The organism is Streptomyces sp. NPDC107538, from assembly GCF_055657445.1.
This window is the reverse complement of sequence record NZ_JBVKAY010000001.1, coordinates 679,814-696,365: the sequence shown is the minus strand read 5'-3', so window position 1 is coordinate 696,365 and position 16,552 is coordinate 679,814. Positions and strand designations below refer to the sequence as shown.

The following is a 16,552-nucleotide window of genomic DNA, read 5'->3' as shown; positions in this document are numbered from 1 at the left end:
GAGGTACTTGCTGAAGCGGTAAGGAAAGCACTTCGGTTCCGGCGAGTCACCCGCACTGTCGGAGCCGAGGTTTCCTCACACCACCTCGCCAGCGATTCGAGCGTTCCCTTCCGCCCCCCGATCCCCGATTCGGGACCGCCCATGGTGCAACCGGCAGGGAGCCGCGGGCACCCTGGCACGCTCATCAACGCCCGGGCACGTGACCTTCGCTGTCGCAAGGTCGATACTTCCAGCAGACGCGTCCCCGCCGACGCGTGCCCGACCGCTCCAGAGATCTGACGCCCCGCCACCGACCGTCACCGACCGCCACGATCAATAATTGACCAGCTCTGCAGTGACCAGCGGAGATGCGGGGCAGCGGCTCGTCTGGCAACGTCTACAGGAGGTACCGGTGAAAATGCTGATCAACGTCGCGGAGAGCGTGGTCGCGGACGCGTTGCGGGGTATGGCGGTCGCGCATCCTGAGTTGACCGTGGATGTGGAGAACCGGGTGGTGGTGCGGAGGGACGCGCCGGTGGCCGGGAAGGTGGGGCTGGTTTCCGGGGGTGGCTCGGGGCACGAGCCGTTGCACGGGGGGTTCGTGGGGCCCGGGATGCTGTCGGCGGCCTGTCCCGGTGAGGTGTTCACCTCGCCCGTGCCGGACCAGATGGTGCGGGCCGCGGCGGCCGTGGACAGCGGCGCCGGGGTGCTGTTCATCGTGAAGAACTACACCGGTGACGTACTGAACTTCGACATGGCCGCCGAACTCGCCGAGGACGAGGGCATCCGGATCGCCAAGGTGCTCGTCGACGACGACGTGGCCGTGACGGACAGTCTGTACACCGCCGGGCGGCGCGGTACGGGCGCGACCCTCTTCGTGGAGAAGATCGCGGGGGCCGCCGCCGAGGAGGGGCAGACCCTGGAGCGGGTCGAGGCGCTGGCGCGGCAGGTCAATGAGAACTCCCGCAGTTTCGGCGTGGCCCTGAGCGCCTGCACCACCCCCGCCAAGGGCAGCCCGACCTTCGATCTCCCCGCCGGAGAGCTGGAGTTGGGCGTCGGCATCCACGGGGAGCCGGGGCGGGAGCGGCGCGCGATGATGACCTCCCGCGAGATCGCCGACTTCTCGGTGAACGCCATCCTGGACGATATGAGCCCCCGCAACCCGGTCCTGCTGCTCGTCAACGGCATGGGCGCCACCCCGCTGCTGGAGCTGTACGGCTTCAACGCGGAGGTGCAGCGCGTCCTCACCGAACGCGGGGTCGCCGTGGCCCGCACCCTCGTCGGCAACTACGTCACCTCGCTCGACATGGCCGGTGCCTCGGTGACGCTGTGTCAGATCGACGAGGAGTTGCTGCGGTTGTACGACGCGCCGGTGCGTACGCCGGGGCTGCGCTGGGGTGCGTAAGGCCGGCACCCGGCACGTACAGCCGGGGCCCCCTCCGCCCCGTACCTCACGGTCAGTCACATCACGTACCACGCAAGGAGATTCCGTGCTCGACGCCGACTTCTTCCGTCGTTGGATGGCGGCCACCGCGGCCTCGGTGGAGCGCGAGGCCGAGCGGCTCACGGCGCTCGACTCGCCGATCGGGGACGCCGACCACGGCAGCAATCTGCACCGCGGGTTCACGGCCGTGGCCGCCGTCCTGGAGAAGGAGGCGCCGGACACGCCCGGCGCCGTCCTCGTGCTCTCCGGGCGGCAGCTGATCTCGACCGTCGGCGGCGCGTCCGGCCCGCTGTACGGCACCCTGCTGCGCCGTACCGGCAAGGCGCTCGGCGACGACGCCGAGGTGAGCGAGGCCCAGCTGACGGACGCGCTGCGCGCCGGGGTCGACGCCGTGATGGCGCTGGGCGGGGCCGCTCCCGGCGACAAGACCATGATCGACACGCTGGTCCCGGCGGTCGACGCGCTCGCCGAGTCCTTCGGCGCCGCCCGGGCCGCCGCCGAGGAGGGGGCGCGGGCGACCACGCCGTTGCAGGCCCGCAAGGGCCGGGCCAGTTACCTCGGCGCGCGGAGCATCGGGCACCAGGACCCCGGTGCCACGTCCGCCGCGCTCCTGATCGCGGCCCTCGCCACCACCGCCGGGAGCCGGGAGGCCACCGATGGCTGACGAGAAGGACGAGAAGGGCGAGAAGGGCGAGAAGGACTACAAGAACGAGAGGGACAAGAAGGACGAGAAGCTCGTCGGCATCGTGTTGGTGTCGCACAGTGCCGCCGTCGCCGCGTCGGTCGCCGAGTTGGCGCGGGGGCTCGCCGGTGCGGGCGCCGCGGTTCCCGTCGCCGCGGCCGGCGGGACCGAGGACGGTGGACTGGGCACCAGCGCCGAGCTGATCTCGGCGGCGGCCGCCTCCGTCGACCGGGGCGCCGGGGTCGCGGTCCTCACCGATCTCGGCAGCGCGGTCCTCACCGTGAAGGCACTCCTCGCCGAGGGCGACGAACTTCCGCCGGACACCCGGCTGGTCGACGCCCCCTTCGTCGAGGGAGCGGTCGCCGCGGTCGTCACGGCCTCGACGGGCGCCGACCTCGCGGCGGTGGCCGGCGCGGCTTCGGAGGCGTACACGTATCGAAAAGAGTGACATCTGCCGGGTCCCTGCGTCCGTTCGGACGCCGGGCTCCGGCCCTCGTGGTCAGTTCGTCGTGCCGCCCCGCATCGCCGCTCCTCGGCGCGGTGACGCTTCGCCCACCCACTTCCGGGCCAGCTCCTCCCCCAGTTCCACCGCCGCCTCGTGGTCCTCGATCGGGGTCACCCTGGAGTCCTCGAAGACGATGTAGGTGACGCCGGAGGCGGTGCCGCCGGTGCGCGGGTCGGGGCGGATGCCGAGGGCCTCGGCGGTGGCGTAGGAGGCCTCGCCGATGATGTTCTGGGGGCCGGTGTCGCCGACGACGGCGTACTGGACCCGGTCCTTGTGGATGACGGCGGCGACCGAACCGCCCTTGATGCCGTGGACCCGGTAGTCCCAGACGCGGCTGGCGACGGGGACCACGATGAACGGCAGGCTCTCGGACCTGAGATAGCGGCCGTCGGACTGCAGGAACGACGTGGCGGGCTGGAACCACGGGTCGGTGTCGCGGTTGCAGCGTCTGCTCGGCCGGCCGTCGCAGTCGATGTCCATGTCGGCCTTCCAGAACACCGCGCCGTCGACACCGCAGACGGGGATGTCGGCCGGGGTGCCGGCGTCGCTGCGGTAGAGCCCCTCGGAGACCCGGACGCAGCCACGTGCCCTCGCCAGCAGTTCGGCGGCGGTCACCCCGCCCTCGCTCGGGGCCCCCTGCCGCTGCGGATGGGCCAGGGCGGGCAGGGCGACGGGGGCCAGCAGGGCGGCGCCGACGGCGGCCAGCGTCAACGAGCGGACACGCACGATGAGGACCCTCTCCTGGGGGACATGACGGGCACTCACCCAAAGGTGGTGGGGGTCGGAGAGGTCGGCCACCGGGAGGGGGCCGGACGGACCACGGCGGTGTCTCGGGGGGCGGGTCGCGTGGGGGTGCGCGGCCGAGGGCCCGGGCCCGACTCGGCCCCGGCCGCTCGGCCGCTTCTGGTCGGCGCGGGATCGGCGACGACAGCGGCCCGCGCCGTACGACATGAACCGGCTTGTGCGACAGGCGAGTTCACGTCGTGTCGGAGCATCAGCATACGTAGCCGTCCGCCGTGTCGTGAACCGCGTCGCGACTCCCGGTGGCTTCACACCACCTCTTGATGTGACCGCGTCAGTCGTGTCATACATGGAGACAGGTACAGACCAATCCCGCCGTGGCTCGACGATCGAGGGGGCAGGATCGTGCGACGCGTTCCCGTGCCGGCATCGGTGACGGTGTCGGTGCTCTGCGGCTCGCTGCTCCTCATCTCCGCCTGCGCGATGGAGGAGAGCCCCGGTCGGCGCCCGCCGCCTGCCCCGCCCGGTCTCACCGCCGCCGGGAGCGCGACCAGCGTGCATGTGATGTGGAACCGGGTGTCCGGGGACACGGAGATCGCCGGGTACGAGGTGTACCGGGGCCGTACGAAGGTGAAGGACGTGCCGGGCGGCGAGCACATGGTGGACATCACCCGGCTCCGGCCGTCCACCACCTATGTGTTCACGGTGCGGGCCCGTGGTGCCGCCGGCGATCTCGGGCCGCCCAGCGCGGAGGTCCGGGCGACGACGCCCGCCGCCGGGACGGCCGACCGGCGGACCCCGACCCGGCCGGGGCGCCCCGGCGGAAAAGCGGTCGGGAGCAAGGCGGTCCAGCTGTCCTGGGAGCCGTCGACGGACGACCGGGACGTGGTGTCGTACGACATCCTGCAAGGCGGGTCGAAGATCCACAGCGTCGGCGGGGAGCAGACGGCCGCCGTGGTCACGGGGCTGCGGCCCGGTACCCGGTACGCGTTCACCGTGCGGGCGCGAGACGCGGCGGACAACGTCTCGCCGGTGAGCCGGGTGGTGCGACTCACCACCGCGCCGGGCGCCGACGACGGGCGGGGCACCGCGCCCACCGGGTTCCGCGCGCAGACCCGCCGGGTCGACGGGGCGTACTCCGTCGAGCTGTCCTGGCTGCCGCCGCGGGTCGACGGGGTGATCACGGAGTACGAGATCCAGCTCGACGGGCGGCTCGCGACCACGCTCGTCTGGGGCGGGACACCGCCCAGGGACCGGGCCGCGCACGGTTTCTACGTGGGCCGGGAGGCCGGGGTGACATATCGGGTGCGGATCCGCGCGAAGCTGCCGGACGGGACGTGGGGCGGGTTCTCGGCGGAGCGGACGGTCACCACCGGCGGCTGAGTCCGCGAGGGCCGACCGGCCCCGGGCGGCCCTCGCCCCCGGGCCGGTGTCCCCCGGACGGCGGTATCCGTCACCTGGCCGGGGGTCGTCCGCATGCGGGTGGGGCGTACGGCACGTTGGCTCACCCTGAGGCAGCACGGGTCTCCCGATCCTCGGCGGTGCACGGGACGTGCCGCCACCGTGCCGCTGGAGGGCAGACCATGCGTACGTCTCAGCTACTCCTCCGCTCCGGCCTGACGGTGGCCGCCGCGGCGCTGCCGATCGCTTTGGCCGCGCCGTCGGCCGTCGCCGCCCCGAGGGGGATCTCGGTCAGCACCACGGGATCCTCGGTCACCGTCAACACCAGCGATTGCCCCGACAGCACCAACGGCACGTTCGGCACCGCCTCACTGCTCTCCAGCGGGCAGGCGAACTTCTCCCAGGGGCGTCAGGTGACGCTCACCGGCACGAGCACCACCCAGTCCGCCTCCTGGTCGAACGTGGGCCCGGGTACGTACACGGTGATCGTGGTGTGCAAGGACGGAACCACGGCGGGCACCCAGTCCGTCATCGTCACCGCCGCCACCCCCACCATCTCCACCACGGCCTCACCCGCGCGCGGCGTCATGGGCGGTGTCGGCGGGGCGACCCGGGAGTACGGCACCGTCACCCTGATGGGCGGCGGGGCGCTGGTGGCCGTGGGCACGGGGGCGGCCGTCTGGTACCTGCGCCGCCGGGCCAAGCCGCACCGCCTCTGACGGCCCCCGGGCGAGCGCCCGCCCGTGACGCGGACGGCCCGCTACGCCGTCCCCGCGTCCTCCTCACCGCCGCCGCGGTCCCCCGGCAGCGTCTCGAACTCCTCCAGGGCGTTGGTCAGCCACTGGGTCCAGAAGGTCTGCAGGTCGATCCCCGCCCGCAGGATCAGATGCTGGAGCCGGTCCTGGTCCGTGTCCCGGCCGGGCCCGAAGTCCCGCTTCTCGATCTCCTGATACTCCGCCAACTTCCGCTCGTGCAGGACGAGATGGCGTCGTAGGTCGTCCTGGAGACCCGCGGTGCCGACCACCGCCGCCGCGCGCAGCCGGACGAAGAGCGTGTCGCGCCACGGCTTGGGGTCCTGGGGCGCGGAGGTCCAGCGGGCCAGTTCCGCACGGCCGGCCGGCAGGACCTCGTAGCTCTTCTTCTGGCCCCGGGCCGGCCGCTCGGAGGGCAGGGCGCGGATGTAGCCCTCGCCCTCCAGTTTTCCCAGCTCGCGATAGATCTGCTGGTGCGTCGCCGACCAGAAGTAGCCGATCGACCGGTCGAACCGCCGGGTCAGTTCGAGGCCCGACGAGGGCTTTTCCAGCAGGGCGGTGAGGATCGCGTGCGGGAGTGACATGGGCTCATCCTAAGAAGCCCCCTACAGGGCCGCCGCCAGCTCGGTGCCCTGCTTGATCGCCCGCTTGGCGTCGAGTTCCGCCGCCACGTCGGCGCCGCCGATCAGGTGCGGGGAGCGGCCGGCGGCGACCAGGGCGTCGTAGAGGTCGCGGCGCGGGTCCTGGCCGGTGCACAGGACGACCGTGTCGACCTCCAGCAGCTGGCGGACGCCGTCGACGGTGACATGCAGCCCGGCGTCGTCGATCAGGTCGTACTGGACGCCGGGGACCATGCTCACGCCGCGGTGCTTGAGTTCGGTGCGGTGGATCCAGCCGGTGGTCTTGCCGAGTCCGGCGCCGACCTTGGAGGTCTTGCGCTGGAGGAGGTGGACCGAGCGCGGCGGGGCGGGGCGTTCGGGGGCGATGAGGCCGCCGGGGGCGCGGTAGTCCATGTCGACGCCCCACTGCCGGAAGTACGCGGCCGGGTCCTCGCTGGTCTTCTCGCCGCCGTCGGTCAGGTACTCGGCGACGTCGAAGCCGATGCCGCCGGCGCCGAGGATGGCGACGCGGTCGCCGACGGGGGCGTTGTCGCGCAGGACGTCCAGGTAGCCGAGGACCTTGGGGTGGTCGGCGCCGGGGAGTTCGGGGGTGCGCGGGGTGACGCCGGTGGCGACGACCACCTCGTCGTACTCCGTGGCGCCGAGGTCGTCGGCCGTGACGCGGGTGTTCAGGCGTACGTCGACGCCGTGCTCGTCGAGCCGGGTGCGGAAGTAGCGCAGGGTCTCGTCGAACTCCTGCTTGCCGGGGACCTTGCGGGCGACGTTGAGCTGGCCGCCGATCTCGCTCGCGGCGTCGAACAGGGTGACCCGGTGGCCGCGTTCGGCGGCGCTCACCGCACAGGCGAGTCCGGCCGGGCCCGCGCCGACGACCGCGACGTGCTTGCGCCGCCGGGTCGGGGAGAGGACGAGTTCGGTCTCGTGGCAGGCGCGCGGGTTGACCAGGCAGGAGGTGATCTGCAGGTTGAAGGTGTGGTCGAGGCAGGCCTGGTTGCAGCCGATGCAGGTGTTGATGGCGTCGGAGCGGCCGTCGCGGGCCTTGTTGACGAAGTCCGGGTCGGCGAGCATCGGGCGGGCCATGGAGACCATGTCGGCGTGGCCGTCGGCGAGCAACTCCTCGGCCAGCTCGGGGGTGTTGATGCGGTTGGTGGTGACGAGCGGCACGGAGACCGCGCCCATCAACTTCTTGGTCACCCAGGTGTAGGCGCCGCGCGGCACGGAGGTCGCGATGGTGGGGATACGGGCCTCGTGCCAGCCGATGCCGGTGTTGATGAGGGTCGCCCCGGCCGCCTCCACGGCCTTCGCCAGCGTGACGACCTCGTCGAAGGTGGACCCGCCGGGCACGAGGTCGAGCATCGACAGCCGGTAGACGACGATGAAGTCCTCGCCGACCGCCTCGCGGACCCGGCGCACGATCTCGACCGGGAAGCGCATGCGGTTCTCGTAGGAGCCGCCCCAGCGGTCGTCGCGGTGGTTGGTGCCGGCGGCGATGAACTCGTTGATCAGATAGCCCTCGGAGCCCATGATCTCGACGCCGTCGTACCCGGCCCGGCGGGCGAGGCGGGCCGCGTGCGCGTAGTCGTCGATCGTCTGCTCGACCTCGGCGTCGGTGAGCGCGTGCGGGACGAAGGGGCTGATCGGGGCCTGGAGGGCGCTCGGCGCGACCAGGTCGCGGTGGTAGGCGTACCGGCCGAAGTGCAGGAGCTGCATGGCGATCCGGCCGCCCTCGCGGTGGACGGCGTCGGTGATCTCGCGGTGCTGTTCGGCCTCGGCGTCGGTGGTGAGCTTGGCGCCGCCCTCGTACGGGCGTCCGGCCTCGTTGGGCGCGATGCCGCCGGTGACGATGAGGCCCACTCCCCCGCGGGCGCGGGCCGCGTAGAACTCCGCCATGCGCGTGAAGCCCTTCTCGGCCTCCTCCAGGCCCACGTGCATGGAGCCCATGAGCACCCGGTTGGGGAGTGTGGTGAAGCCCAGGTCGAGCGGGCTCAGCAGGTGCGGGTAGCGGGTCGTACGGCTCATGGGGCCCTCCGTGCGTGGCGTCGTCATGACGGTTGTAGACGACGCCACGCCGTTTATGCAACTAGTTGCACAATGGGTGAGGGCAAGGCCACACCGAGGGGGCGAAGGCCTTAGACGAGCCCGTGACGCGGCTCAGGGCCGGGTGCCGAGTACGACGTGGTTCAGGGCCGGGTGCCGAGGACCACGTGGTTCAGGGCCGGGTGCCGAGTACGACGTGGGCGTACATCTCCGCCGAGACGGCCGTGCGGGCGGTGAGGCCGGAGCGGCGGAAGGTGTCGAGGGCCGCCGGTGCCTGGCGTTCGCTGGTCTCGACGAGGAGGCAGCCGCCGGGGGCGAGCCACTCGGGGGCCTCGGCGGCGACTCTGCGCAGGACGTCGAGGCCGTCGGTGCCGCCGTCGAGGGCGACCAGGGGTTCGTGGTCGCGGGCCTCGCCCGGCAGGAACGGGACCTCGCCGGTGGGGACGTACGGGACGTTCGCCGCGAGGATGTCGACCCGGCCCCGGAGGCGGTCGGGCAGTGCGGCGAAGAGGTCGCCCTCGTGGGCGTGGCCGCCGTGCGGAGCGAGGTTGCGGCGGGCACAGCGGACCGCCGTCGGGTCGATGTCTGCGGCGTGCAGTTCGGCGCCGTCGAGCGACGCGGCCAGGGCGGCGCCCACCGCGCCGGAGCCGCAGCACAGGTCGACGACGACCGAGGCGGCGGGGACGGTGGCGAGGGCCCGCTCGACGAGGAACTCGGTGCGGCGGCGGGGGACGAACACGCCGGGTTCCACGGTGATGCGCAGGCCCGCGAACTCGGCCCAGCCGAGGACGAGTTCGAGCGGTAGGCCCGCGACGCGGCGGTCCACCATGGCGGCGGCCTCGTCCGGGGTGCGGGCGGTGGTGAGGATCAACTCCGCCTCGTCCTCGGCGAAGACGCAGCCGGCGGCGCGCAGGGCCGTGACGACGGAGACGACAGAGGTGCTGGAGAGAGGTGGCATGACAGCCGAGGAGCCTTTCGGTGGGCCGAAGGGCGCTCGCGCGGTGGCCTATCGGCCCTGTACCGCGCCGCGTTGGGGTGAGAGCACCCGACCTGACACAGCGGTAATGGGTCCCACCTCCTCGGTCTCCCGTGCTGACTGGCCCGGCAACCCTACCCCATGGTCATGACCGGACCTCAAGACCCGCGCCCCGGCGGCTACACCCCACTACACCCCCACCCGCTCCTCGCCCGTCTCGACCGCGGGTACCCGGACCGCCAGGAAGCGGGTGGTGCGGCGGAGGCGGAAACCGAGGGACTGGTAGAGGCGGATCGCGGTGGTGTTGCGCGCGGAGGTGTGCAGGAAGGGGGTCTCGCCGCGTGCCCGGATGCCGTGGGCGACGGCGAGGACGAGGCGGGTGGCGAGGCCTTCGCCGCGGAAGGCGGGGTCGGTGCAGACCGCGCTGATCTCGGTCCAGCCCGGCGGGTGCAGCCGCTCCCCGGCCATGGCGATCAGGGCGCCGTCGCGGCGTATGCCGAGGTAGGTGCCGAGTTCGACGGTGCGGGGCAGGAAGGGGCCGGGCTGGGTGCGCTCGACCAGGTCGAGCATCTCGGGCACGTCGGCGGGGCCGAGCCGCAGGGCCTCGGGGTCCGGCGCGGCGGCCACCCCGTCGTCGACGAGCTGTACGCCCTCCAGGTCGAAGACCACCTCCCAGTCGGCCGGGAGGCTCCCGTTGTAGGCCGCGACCGGTACCTCGGCGCCGGGGCCGGCGAGCGCCGCGAGGTCGGCCCAGTCGGCCGCGTCCGGGTCCTCGGGGAGGGCGAGCCACGGCGAGACGTCGAGCGGGTAGCGCAGTACCCGACCGCGCCGCTCGGCGAAGTGGGAGTGCGGCCCGGTGAGGGAGGCCCGGGCGGGGTTGTCGAGGACGTGCGGCACCGTGCCCGTACCCCTGCTGCCGCTCGCGTGTTCGGACATGTGCGCTCCCACTCTGCCTCTGCTCCGCTGTCATCCGGTGGCCGGGTCCGCGGGGTCCGCGGGGTCCACCGGCCTCGGCTGAAGGCGGCAAGGGAGATCGCCGAGCCGCTATTCCCGGGCCTGCGAAGTGTTCATACGGCCGCAATGATCGCCGCCCGCCCCGGGGCCGGAGCACTCTCCCTGAACACGTACGGTTGTATGACTCAGCCAGCCCCCGGTCGCCACGATCACCACACGCATCACCCGCACCACAATCGCCACACGCACCACAATCGCCACCCTCACCGCGATCACGCGACCGCCGTCGTCACGTTGGATCTTCATGAACGTCACCCGAGGCTTCACCGGGCGCCCCCGCGTCCACCATCCAGGGCTGCCGCCCGGCCAGTACGACGCCGGCGACGACTGGCCGGTCCTGTCCGCCGAGGTCACGCCCGACCTCACGCCCGCCGACTGGACGTTCCGGATCGACGGGCTGGTGGCGCAGGAGCGCACCTGGGACTGGGACGAGGCGCACGCGCTGCCCGCGTCGGCGTACGAGGGCGACATCCACTGTGTGACGAGCTGGTCGAAGTTCGGGGTGCGGTTCGGGGGCGTCTCGCTGGACGCGTTCCTGGACGTGGTCCGGCCCGACGCGTCCGCCACGCACGCGGTCGCGTACGCGCACAGCGGCTACACCACGAACCTGCCGCTCGCCGACCTCACGGGTGGGCGGGCCTGGATCGCCTGGGAGTACGACGGCAAGCCGCTGTCCGCCGAGCACGGCGGGCCGGCGCGGCTGCTGGTGCCGCACCTGTACTTCTGGAAGAGCGCCAAGTGGATCGCGGGCCTGCGGCTCCTCGACCACGACGAGCCCGGTTTCTGGGAGCAGAACGGCTATCACGCGCGGGGCAACCCGTGGGAGGAGCAGCGGTACTCCGGTGACTGAGACGACAGTGCCGTACACGGCTTTCGCGCCGCCCACGCGGTTCGCGGTGCCCGGCCGGATCGCGGTGAGCAACCGGGCGGCGGCGCTCTGGCAGACGGCGACGCTGACGGAGATCCGGCGGGAGACGCCGACCGTGTCCACGTTCCGGTTCGCGGTGCCCGGGTGGGCGGGGCATCTGCCGGGGCAGCATCTGATGCTGCGGCTGACCGCCGGGGACGGTTACACGGCGCAGCGGCACTACTCGCTGGCGTCCCCGCCGGACGACGCGGGGCACATCGAGCTGACCCTGGACCATGTCGAGGGCGGTGAGGTCTCCGGCTGGTTCCACACGGAGGCCCGGCCGGGCGACGTGGTCGAGGTGCGCGGTCCGCTCAGCGGCTTCTTCGCCTGGCCCGGGGACCGGCCCGCGCTGCTGGTCGGCGCCGGGTCCGGGGTCGTACCGCTGATGTCGATGCTCCGCCACCACCGGGTGCGTGGACTCGACGTACCCCTGCGGCTGCTGGTGTCCGCGCGCGGGCCCGAGGAGCTGATCTACGCGGCGGAGTACGGCGCGGAGACCACGACCGTGTTCACCCGGCGGGCGCCCACCGGGGTGCCGGTGGGGCGCCTGTCGGCGGCCCACGTGACGCCGCTGCTCGCCGAGCGGCCCGAGGGCGGCTGGGAGGCCTACGTGTGCGGCTCCAACGCCTTCGCCGAACACGCGTCCCGACTACTGGCCGACGCCGGCCAGCCGGTGGACCACATCCGCATCGAGCGCTTCGGCTGAGCACCGGTCCCGGACAGGGCTCAGCCGCCGGGGTCGGACCCAGGCTGGGCCGCCGGGGGCGGACTGGGATGATCCGCCGGGGGCCAGGCACGCGGGAGCCTGGAGTGCGACTGCGCCCCGGGGACCGGAACGTAGCTGAGCCCGCCGGGACCGGCGCGTGGTGATCCGCCCGGGTCCGGATCGAAGGCAGGCACGCCGGAGCCTGGAGCACGACTGAACCCGGGCCCGAAGTGAGGCTGCCCCCGGGCCGGAGCGCGACTGAGCCGCCGGGGCCCTAGCGAGGCCGGGCCAACCGGAGCCCCAGGCCCTGAGCGACTGAGCCGCTGGGGACCGGAGTGGGGCGGGAGCGCCCGGCCCGGAGTGCAGCCGGACCGCCGGTCCCGGAGCGCGACTGAGCCCCGAGGACCTAGCGAGGCCGGACCTTCCGGGGCCCGGACCGCAGCCGGACCGCCGGAACCGGAGTGAGGACGGGCCGCCGACCCCCAGGGCCGCCCCACGCCTGCCGGAGCCCGGACCACGGCCAGACCGCCGGTCCCGGACCACGGCCAGACCGCCGGTCCCGGACCACGGCCAGACCGCCGGTCCCGGACCACGGCCAGACCGCCGGTCCCGTGCCGCCTCCAGACCGCCGAGCCTGGAGCGCAGCCGACCCCCGGGCCCGGACCGCGGCTGAGTCCGCCGGGGCCCGCCGCTACCTGTCGTCGGAGCCGTGCTCACGGCCCGCTGCTGCATGATTTCTGGCGCAAACCATGCCATCGCGGGCTCTTTCGGGTACACCGGAAGTGCGGACCAGTCCTAACCGGGGTTCTCGTATGTGAGGGCCGTGCCGGTGAGGGAGGGTGAGATGCGAGGCCAGGTGTTCGGGTGGCGTTGGCGCTCCAATTCGCTGCGCCGGCGCTCGGACGTCGTCGAGGCGTGGACGGTGCTGTGCGTCGTGCTGCTGCTCGTCCTGGGCGCCCCGGCCGCCGGGCTCGCGGTGGGCCGGTGGGCCCATGAGGACGCGCGGGCGCACGCCGCCGCCGAGCGGGCCGCGCTGGACCGGGTCAGTGCCGTGCTCGTCGAGAAGGCCCCGGCCGCCGTGCCCTCGACCCACGGCGACAAACAGCCCACGTACTGGGTGCGGGCGCGCTGGACCGAGCCCGACGGCGGCTCCCGTACCGGCGAGGCGCGGGTGTCGGCGGGCACCGAGCGCGGCGATCGCGCCGATGTCTGGCTGGACAGGACGGGCCGCAGCGTCGAGCCGCCGCCGAACGACACGGCCGTCTGGCAGCACGCGCTCGCCATGGGGACCTGCGCGACCGGCGGTGTCGTCGGCCTCGTGCTGCTCGGGCATGTCCTCGTCCGCCGGGTCGCCATCCGGCATCGGCTCGCCGAATGGGAACAGGAATGGGCGCGGACGGGCCCCGACTGGGGACACCGCTGGGCCTGACGCGGGAGAGGGACGCAGAACCAGAACGTTGCTCAGCTAAAAGGCTGTGCACCGCATGTCGGCCAATTGCAGAACGTCCACAATATTCATCCTACCGACTCAGTTGATACTTCAATTGCGTTGCTGCCATACTCCGCTTCCTCCCCCACAGGCACAAGGCAGCGAAGAGGGTGCTTTGTTGACAGGTCGACAGTCCATGCACGCACACCCTGAATTCCGTTCAATAAGCGCCGCATATCGCAGATTCGGGGTATGGGCGACGGCATTGTCCGTCGGCGGATTCCTGACGTACGTCCTCCTTTCGAGTTTCGTGCCGGGAGTAATGAATCAGCGATTGATCGGACACCTCACGCTGGGCCTGGCCCTCGGTCTCGCGCAGTTCGCCGTCATGGGCCTGACCGCGTTCCTGTACGTCCGCCACATGCGCCGCACCATCGACCCGGTCGTCCGCCGGCTCCGCTCCCAGCTGGCGGAGCAGGAGGCCGAGCGGCACCGGGTGCCGACGGGACGGCGGTTCCGCGCATGGTGACCACCTCCGTGACCACTTCCGTGACCACCTCCATGACCACTTCCGTGACCCCCTCCGTGCCCCTCTCCGCGAGCGTGGCCGACGCCTTCAGTCTGCGGCTGACCTTCGTCCTGTTCCTGTCCGTCGTCGTGATCACCCTGTTCACCGCGCTGCTGACGGCACCGCAGCGGGACGAGATCGGCGAGTTCTACCTCGGCAACCGCGACATGTCGCCGCTGCGCAACGGCCTCGCCATGTGCGGCGACTACCTCTCGGCCGCGACCCTGCTCGGCAGCACCGGCCTCGTCGCCCTCACCGGCTACGACGGCCTGCTCTACCTCGGCGGCACGGTCGTCGCCTGGATGATGGTGCTGCTGCTGATCGCCGAACCCCTGCGCAACTCGGGCAAGTTCACCCTCGGCGACGCCCTGGCGCGACGGCTGCCCCTCCAGCAGCGGCAGGTCCGGCTGGCGCTCGCCATCTGCACGCTCTCCGTGTGCACCCTCTATCTGGTCGCCCAACTGGTCGGCAGCATCGCACTGATGACCCAGTTCGTGGGCGAACCCGGCCCGACCACACGGACGATGGTCGTGATCATCATCGGGACGATCGTGACCATCTACGCCGCCATCGGCGGTATGCCGGGGGCCACGTTCATCCAGGTCGTCAAGGCCGTGATGCTCGTCGCCGGGGTCACGCTGGTCGCCGTCCTGGTGCTGAACCGCTTCAACTGGAACGTCGACGGACTCCTGGCCTCCGCGACCGAGGGCAGCGGACTGGGCGCCGAGTACCTCCAGCCGGGCCTGCGCTACGGGGCCGGACCCATCAGCAAGATCGACTTCTTCAGTCTGCAACTGGCCATCGTGCTCGGTCTCGCCGCGCTCCCCCACGTGATGATGCGGATGTTCGCGCCCCGCAGGACCCGGGTGCTGCGCGCCTCGGTGGTGTGGGCCGTGGGCCTGGTCGGGTTCGTGTGCCTGATGGCGGGTGTGCTGGGCCTCGGTGCCACCGCCCTGGTGGGCCGGGACACCATCTCCGGCATCGACCACAAGGGCGACGCGGCCGTGCTGCTGCTCGCCCATGAACTCGGCGGGGAGGTGCTGACGGCGATCGTCTCGGCCCTGGCCTTCGTCACCCTGCTCGCCGTCGCCGCCGGTCTGATGCTCGCCGCGGCCTCGTCCGTCGCCCACGACCTCTACGGCGAGGTCGTCCGCAAGGGAAAGGCCAAGCAGACCCAGGAGTTGGGCGTCGCCCGGATCGCCGCGGTGGTCCTGGGCGTCCTCAGCATGATGTTCGCCCTTCTCGCCTGGGGCACCAACACCGCGACCCTGGCGTTCCTGGCCTTCGCGATCGCCGCGTCCGCCATCCTGCCGACCATCGTCTACAGCCTGTTCTGGCGCGGGTTCACCGCCCGTGGCGCGCTCCTCAGCCTGTACGGCGGACTGGCCGTCTCGGTGCTGCTCGTGCTGTTCTCGCCGGTCGTCTCCTCCACCCCCGGCTCGGTCTATCCGCACGCCGACTTCGCGTGGTTCCCGTTGCAGAACCCGGGCATCGTGTCGATCCCGGCGGGCTTCCTGCTGGGCGGGCTCGGCTCCCGGTTCGGACCCCGCCAGGAGGCGGGCGTGTACGAGGACTTCGAGGTCCGGGCCCTGGTCGGGGCCGACGAGACGTGAGGCGCGGGGCCGGGCGGCGGGCCGGCCGACGGTGAACGGTGGGGCGTGGCGGCCCGGAAAAAGACCCTTGGCGGGCCCGCGACGCCCCACGTACGGTGTGATCATCCGCACCGCCCATGCCGTCAGCACCTCAGCAGCCGTCAGCACCCCAGCACTCAAAGGTGGTCCTTCATGGCCCTGTTCGACCTGCCGTTGGACGAGCTCCGTGGTTATCGAAGCGCTTCGACCGAGCCCGAGGACTTCGACGCCTTCTGGGCGAAGACGCTCCAGGAGGCCCGCGAGCACGACCTCGACGCCCGTTTCGAGCCGGTCGAGACCCATCTGACGACGGTCGAGGTGTACGACGTCACCTTCTCCGGGTTCGGCGGACACCCGGTCAAGGGCTGGCTGGTCCTCCCGGCCGGGGCGGCCGAACCGCTGCCCACCGTCGTGGAGTTCATCGGCTACGGCGGTGGTCGCGGCCTGTCCCACACCCATCTGCTGTGGGCCTCGGCGGGCTACGCGCACTTCGTGATGGACACCCGGGGCCAGGGCAGCGCCTGGGGCGGAGGCGGCGACACCCCCGACCCGGTGGCCGGCGCGCCCGCCTTCCCCGGCTTCATGACCCGGGGCATCGACGCCCCCGAGAACTACTACTACCGCCGGGTCTACACCGACGCCGTACGCGCCGTGGAGGCCGCCCGGGCGCATCCGCGGACCGACGCCGCGCGCACGGCCGTGGTCGGCTCCAGCCAGGGCGGCGGTATCTCCATCGCGGTCGGCGGACTCGTCCCCGACCTGGTGGCGGTCGCGCCCGATGTGCCGTTCCTGTGCGACTTCCCGCGCTCCACGACGATCACCGACCGCGATCCGTACCGCGAGATCGGCAAGTACCTCAAGACCCACCGCGGCCGTACCGAGCAGGTCGGGCGGACCCTCGCCTACTTCGACGGCGTGCACTTCGCCGCGCGCGGCCGGGCCGCCGCCCTGTTCTCGGCTGCGCTGGAGGACCAGACCTGCCCGCCCTCCACGGTCTTCGCGGCCTTCAACGCCTGGGCCGAGGGCGACAAGCGCATCGAGGTGTACGACTTCAACGACCACGAGGGCGGCGGCCCCTTCCAGGAGGCGGTCAAGCTGCGCTGGCTCGCCGCCCAGCTCTGAGGGGGGCGTCGACGCGATCCCGGAGTTGTACGCGCGGG

General features: G+C 72.3%; 17 protein-coding genes. 11 read left to right on the top strand and 6 right to left on the bottom strand.

Annotated features, from left to right (window positions below; all coding sequences use genetic code 11):
- The first annotated feature begins 391 nt into the window (after positions 1-391).
- From dhaK to ACZ7MG_RS03000, 3 genes are all read left to right on the top strand, one after another.
- On the top strand, positions 392-1,384 hold the full coding sequence (dhaK, locus tag ACZ7MG_RS03010) for a dihydroxyacetone kinase subunit DhaK (protein WP_471395706.1): 993 nt from the start codon (positions 392-394) through the stop codon (positions 1,382-1,384).
- 85 nt (positions 1,385-1,469) lie between these two features.
- Entirely contained in the window at positions 1,470-2,087 is a 618-nt protein-coding gene (dhaL, locus tag ACZ7MG_RS03005) for a dihydroxyacetone kinase subunit DhaL (protein ID WP_471395705.1), read from the top strand.
- Complete coding sequence (locus tag ACZ7MG_RS03000; RefSeq protein ID WP_471395704.1) at positions 2,080-2,553, top strand: PTS-dependent dihydroxyacetone kinase phosphotransferase subunit DhaM; 474 nt, start codon at positions 2,080-2,082, stop codon at positions 2,551-2,553. Before dhaL ends, ACZ7MG_RS03000 begins: the two co-directional genes overlap by 8 nt.
- A 51-nt stretch (positions 2,554-2,604) precedes the next feature.
- Here the strand turns inward: ACZ7MG_RS03000 and ACZ7MG_RS02995 are convergent, their stop codons facing one another.
- The gene (locus tag ACZ7MG_RS02995) at positions 2,605-3,336 is read right to left on the bottom strand and encodes a glycoside hydrolase family 75 protein (RefSeq protein ID WP_471395746.1); all 732 of its coding nucleotides are present in this window, start codon (positions 3,334-3,336) and stop codon (positions 2,605-2,607) included.
- Positions 3,337-3,834: 498 nt separating this feature from the next.
- On the opposite strand from ACZ7MG_RS02995, the gene ACZ7MG_RS02990 reads away from it, so the two are divergent.
- Both ACZ7MG_RS02990 and ACZ7MG_RS02985 read left to right on the top strand, forming a co-directional pair.
- Positions 3,835-4,734, top strand: a complete 900-nt coding sequence (locus tag ACZ7MG_RS02990) for a fibronectin type III domain-containing protein (protein WP_471395745.1) — start codon at positions 3,835-3,837, stop codon at positions 4,732-4,734.
- Positions 4,735-4,934: 200 nt separating this feature from the next.
- Positions 4,935-5,471, top strand: a complete 537-nt coding sequence (locus ACZ7MG_RS02985) for a hypothetical protein (protein ID WP_471395703.1) — start codon at positions 4,935-4,937, stop codon at positions 5,469-5,471.
- Between the two features lie 41 nt (positions 5,472-5,512).
- On the opposite strand, the gene ACZ7MG_RS02980 is transcribed toward ACZ7MG_RS02985, so the two are convergent.
- The 5 genes from ACZ7MG_RS02980 to ACZ7MG_RS02960 all read right to left on the bottom strand — a co-directional run bounded on the left by ACZ7MG_RS02980 (position 5,513) and on the right by ACZ7MG_RS02960 (position 10,394).
- A complete protein-coding gene (locus ACZ7MG_RS02980; RefSeq protein WP_471395702.1) occupies positions 5,513-6,088 on the bottom strand; it encodes a PadR family transcriptional regulator in 576 nt (191 codons plus the stop codon).
- Positions 6,089-6,109: 21 nt separating this feature from the next.
- Complete coding sequence (locus ACZ7MG_RS02975) at positions 6,110-8,140, bottom strand: FAD-dependent oxidoreductase (RefSeq protein ID WP_471395701.1); 2,031 nt, start codon at positions 8,138-8,140, stop codon at positions 6,110-6,112.
- Positions 8,141-8,330: 190 nt separating this feature from the next.
- On the bottom strand, positions 8,331-9,116 hold the full coding sequence (locus ACZ7MG_RS02970; RefSeq protein WP_471395700.1) for a putative protein N(5)-glutamine methyltransferase: 786 nt from the start codon (positions 9,114-9,116) through the stop codon (positions 8,331-8,333).
- A 207-nt stretch (positions 9,117-9,323) separates the two neighbouring features.
- The gene (locus ACZ7MG_RS02965; RefSeq protein WP_471395699.1) at positions 9,324-10,070 is read right to left on the bottom strand and encodes a GNAT family N-acetyltransferase; all 747 of its coding nucleotides are present in this window, start codon (positions 10,068-10,070) and stop codon (positions 9,324-9,326) included.
- Positions 10,071-10,178: 108 nt separating this feature from the next.
- Complete coding sequence (locus tag ACZ7MG_RS02960; RefSeq protein ID WP_471395698.1) at positions 10,179-10,394, bottom strand: hypothetical protein; 216 nt, start codon at positions 10,392-10,394, stop codon at positions 10,179-10,181.
- On the opposite strand from ACZ7MG_RS02960, the gene ACZ7MG_RS02955 reads away from it, so the two are divergent.
- The 6 genes from ACZ7MG_RS02955 (at position 10,393) to ACZ7MG_RS02930 (ending at position 16,514) form a co-directional block, all read left to right on the top strand.
- Positions 10,393-10,998, top strand: a complete 606-nt coding sequence (locus ACZ7MG_RS02955; RefSeq protein WP_471395697.1) for a sulfite oxidase-like oxidoreductase — start codon at positions 10,393-10,395, stop codon at positions 10,996-10,998. The genes ACZ7MG_RS02960 and ACZ7MG_RS02955 overlap by 2 nt on opposite strands.
- A complete protein-coding gene (locus tag ACZ7MG_RS02950; protein WP_471395696.1) occupies positions 10,991-11,764 on the top strand; it encodes a ferredoxin reductase in 774 nt (257 codons plus the stop codon). Before ACZ7MG_RS02955 ends, ACZ7MG_RS02950 begins: the two co-directional genes overlap by 8 nt.
- 844 nt (positions 11,765-12,608) lie before the next feature.
- On the top strand, positions 12,609-13,193 hold the full coding sequence (locus ACZ7MG_RS02945; protein WP_471395695.1) for an Rv1733c family protein: 585 nt from the start codon (positions 12,609-12,611) through the stop codon (positions 13,191-13,193).
- 55 nt (positions 13,194-13,248) lie between these two features.
- Positions 13,249-13,722, top strand: a complete 474-nt coding sequence (locus tag ACZ7MG_RS02940; RefSeq protein ID WP_471395744.1) for a DUF485 domain-containing protein — start codon at positions 13,249-13,251, stop codon at positions 13,720-13,722.
- A gap of 32 nt (positions 13,723-13,754) precedes the next feature.
- Positions 13,755-15,374 carry a solute symporter family protein gene (locus ACZ7MG_RS02935; RefSeq protein WP_471395743.1) on the top strand — a complete coding sequence of 540 codons (1,620 nt, stop codon included), beginning with the start codon at positions 13,755-13,757 and terminating at the stop codon, positions 15,372-15,374.
- A gap of 171 nt (positions 15,375-15,545) precedes the next feature.
- A complete protein-coding gene (locus ACZ7MG_RS02930) occupies positions 15,546-16,514 on the top strand; it encodes an acetylxylan esterase (protein ID WP_471395694.1) in 969 nt (322 codons plus the stop codon).
- Positions 16,515-16,552 lie beyond the last annotated feature (38 nt).

What these genes read in the sequence shown, in the direction of transcription:
- ACZ7MG_RS02960 (WP_471395698.1), bottom strand. Translation starts at nt 10,394, where the DNA reads ATGAAGATCCAACGTGACGACGGCGGTCGCGTGATCGCGGTGAGGGTG.
- ACZ7MG_RS02945 (WP_471395695.1), top strand. Translation starts at nt 12,609, where the DNA reads ATGCGAGGCCAGGTGTTCGGGTGGCGTTGGCGCTCCAATTCGCTGCGC.
- ACZ7MG_RS02940 (WP_471395744.1), top strand. Translation starts at nt 13,249, where the DNA reads ATGTCGGCCAATTGCAGAACGTCCACAATATTCATCCTACCGACTCAG.
- ACZ7MG_RS02985 (WP_471395703.1), top strand. Translation starts at nt 4,935, where the DNA reads ATGCGTACGTCTCAGCTACTCCTCCGCTCCGGCCTGACGGTGGCCGCC.
- ACZ7MG_RS02935 (WP_471395743.1), top strand. Translation starts at nt 13,755, where the DNA reads ATGACCACTTCCGTGACCCCCTCCGTGCCCCTCTCCGCGAGCGTGGCC.
- ACZ7MG_RS03000 (WP_471395704.1), top strand. Translation starts at nt 2,080, where the DNA reads ATGGCTGACGAGAAGGACGAGAAGGGCGAGAAGGGCGAGAAGGACTAC.
- ACZ7MG_RS02965 (WP_471395699.1), bottom strand. Translation starts at nt 10,070, where the DNA reads ATGTCCGAACACGCGAGCGGCAGCAGGGGTACGGGCACGGTGCCGCAC.
- ACZ7MG_RS02970 (WP_471395700.1), bottom strand. Translation starts at nt 9,116, where the DNA reads ATGCCACCTCTCTCCAGCACCTCTGTCGTCTCCGTCGTCACGGCCCTG.
- ACZ7MG_RS02955 (WP_471395697.1), top strand. Translation starts at nt 10,393, where the DNA reads ATGAACGTCACCCGAGGCTTCACCGGGCGCCCCCGCGTCCACCATCCA.
- ACZ7MG_RS02975 (WP_471395701.1), bottom strand. Translation starts at nt 8,140, where the DNA reads ATGAGCCGTACGACCCGCTACCCGCACCTGCTGAGCCCGCTCGACCTG.
- ACZ7MG_RS02930 (WP_471395694.1), top strand. Translation starts at nt 15,546, where the DNA reads ATGGCCCTGTTCGACCTGCCGTTGGACGAGCTCCGTGGTTATCGAAGC.
- ACZ7MG_RS02980 (WP_471395702.1), bottom strand. Translation starts at nt 6,088, where the DNA reads ATGTCACTCCCGCACGCGATCCTCACCGCCCTGCTGGAAAAGCCCTCG.
- ACZ7MG_RS02990 (WP_471395745.1), top strand. Translation starts at nt 3,835, where the DNA reads ATGGAGGAGAGCCCCGGTCGGCGCCCGCCGCCTGCCCCGCCCGGTCTC.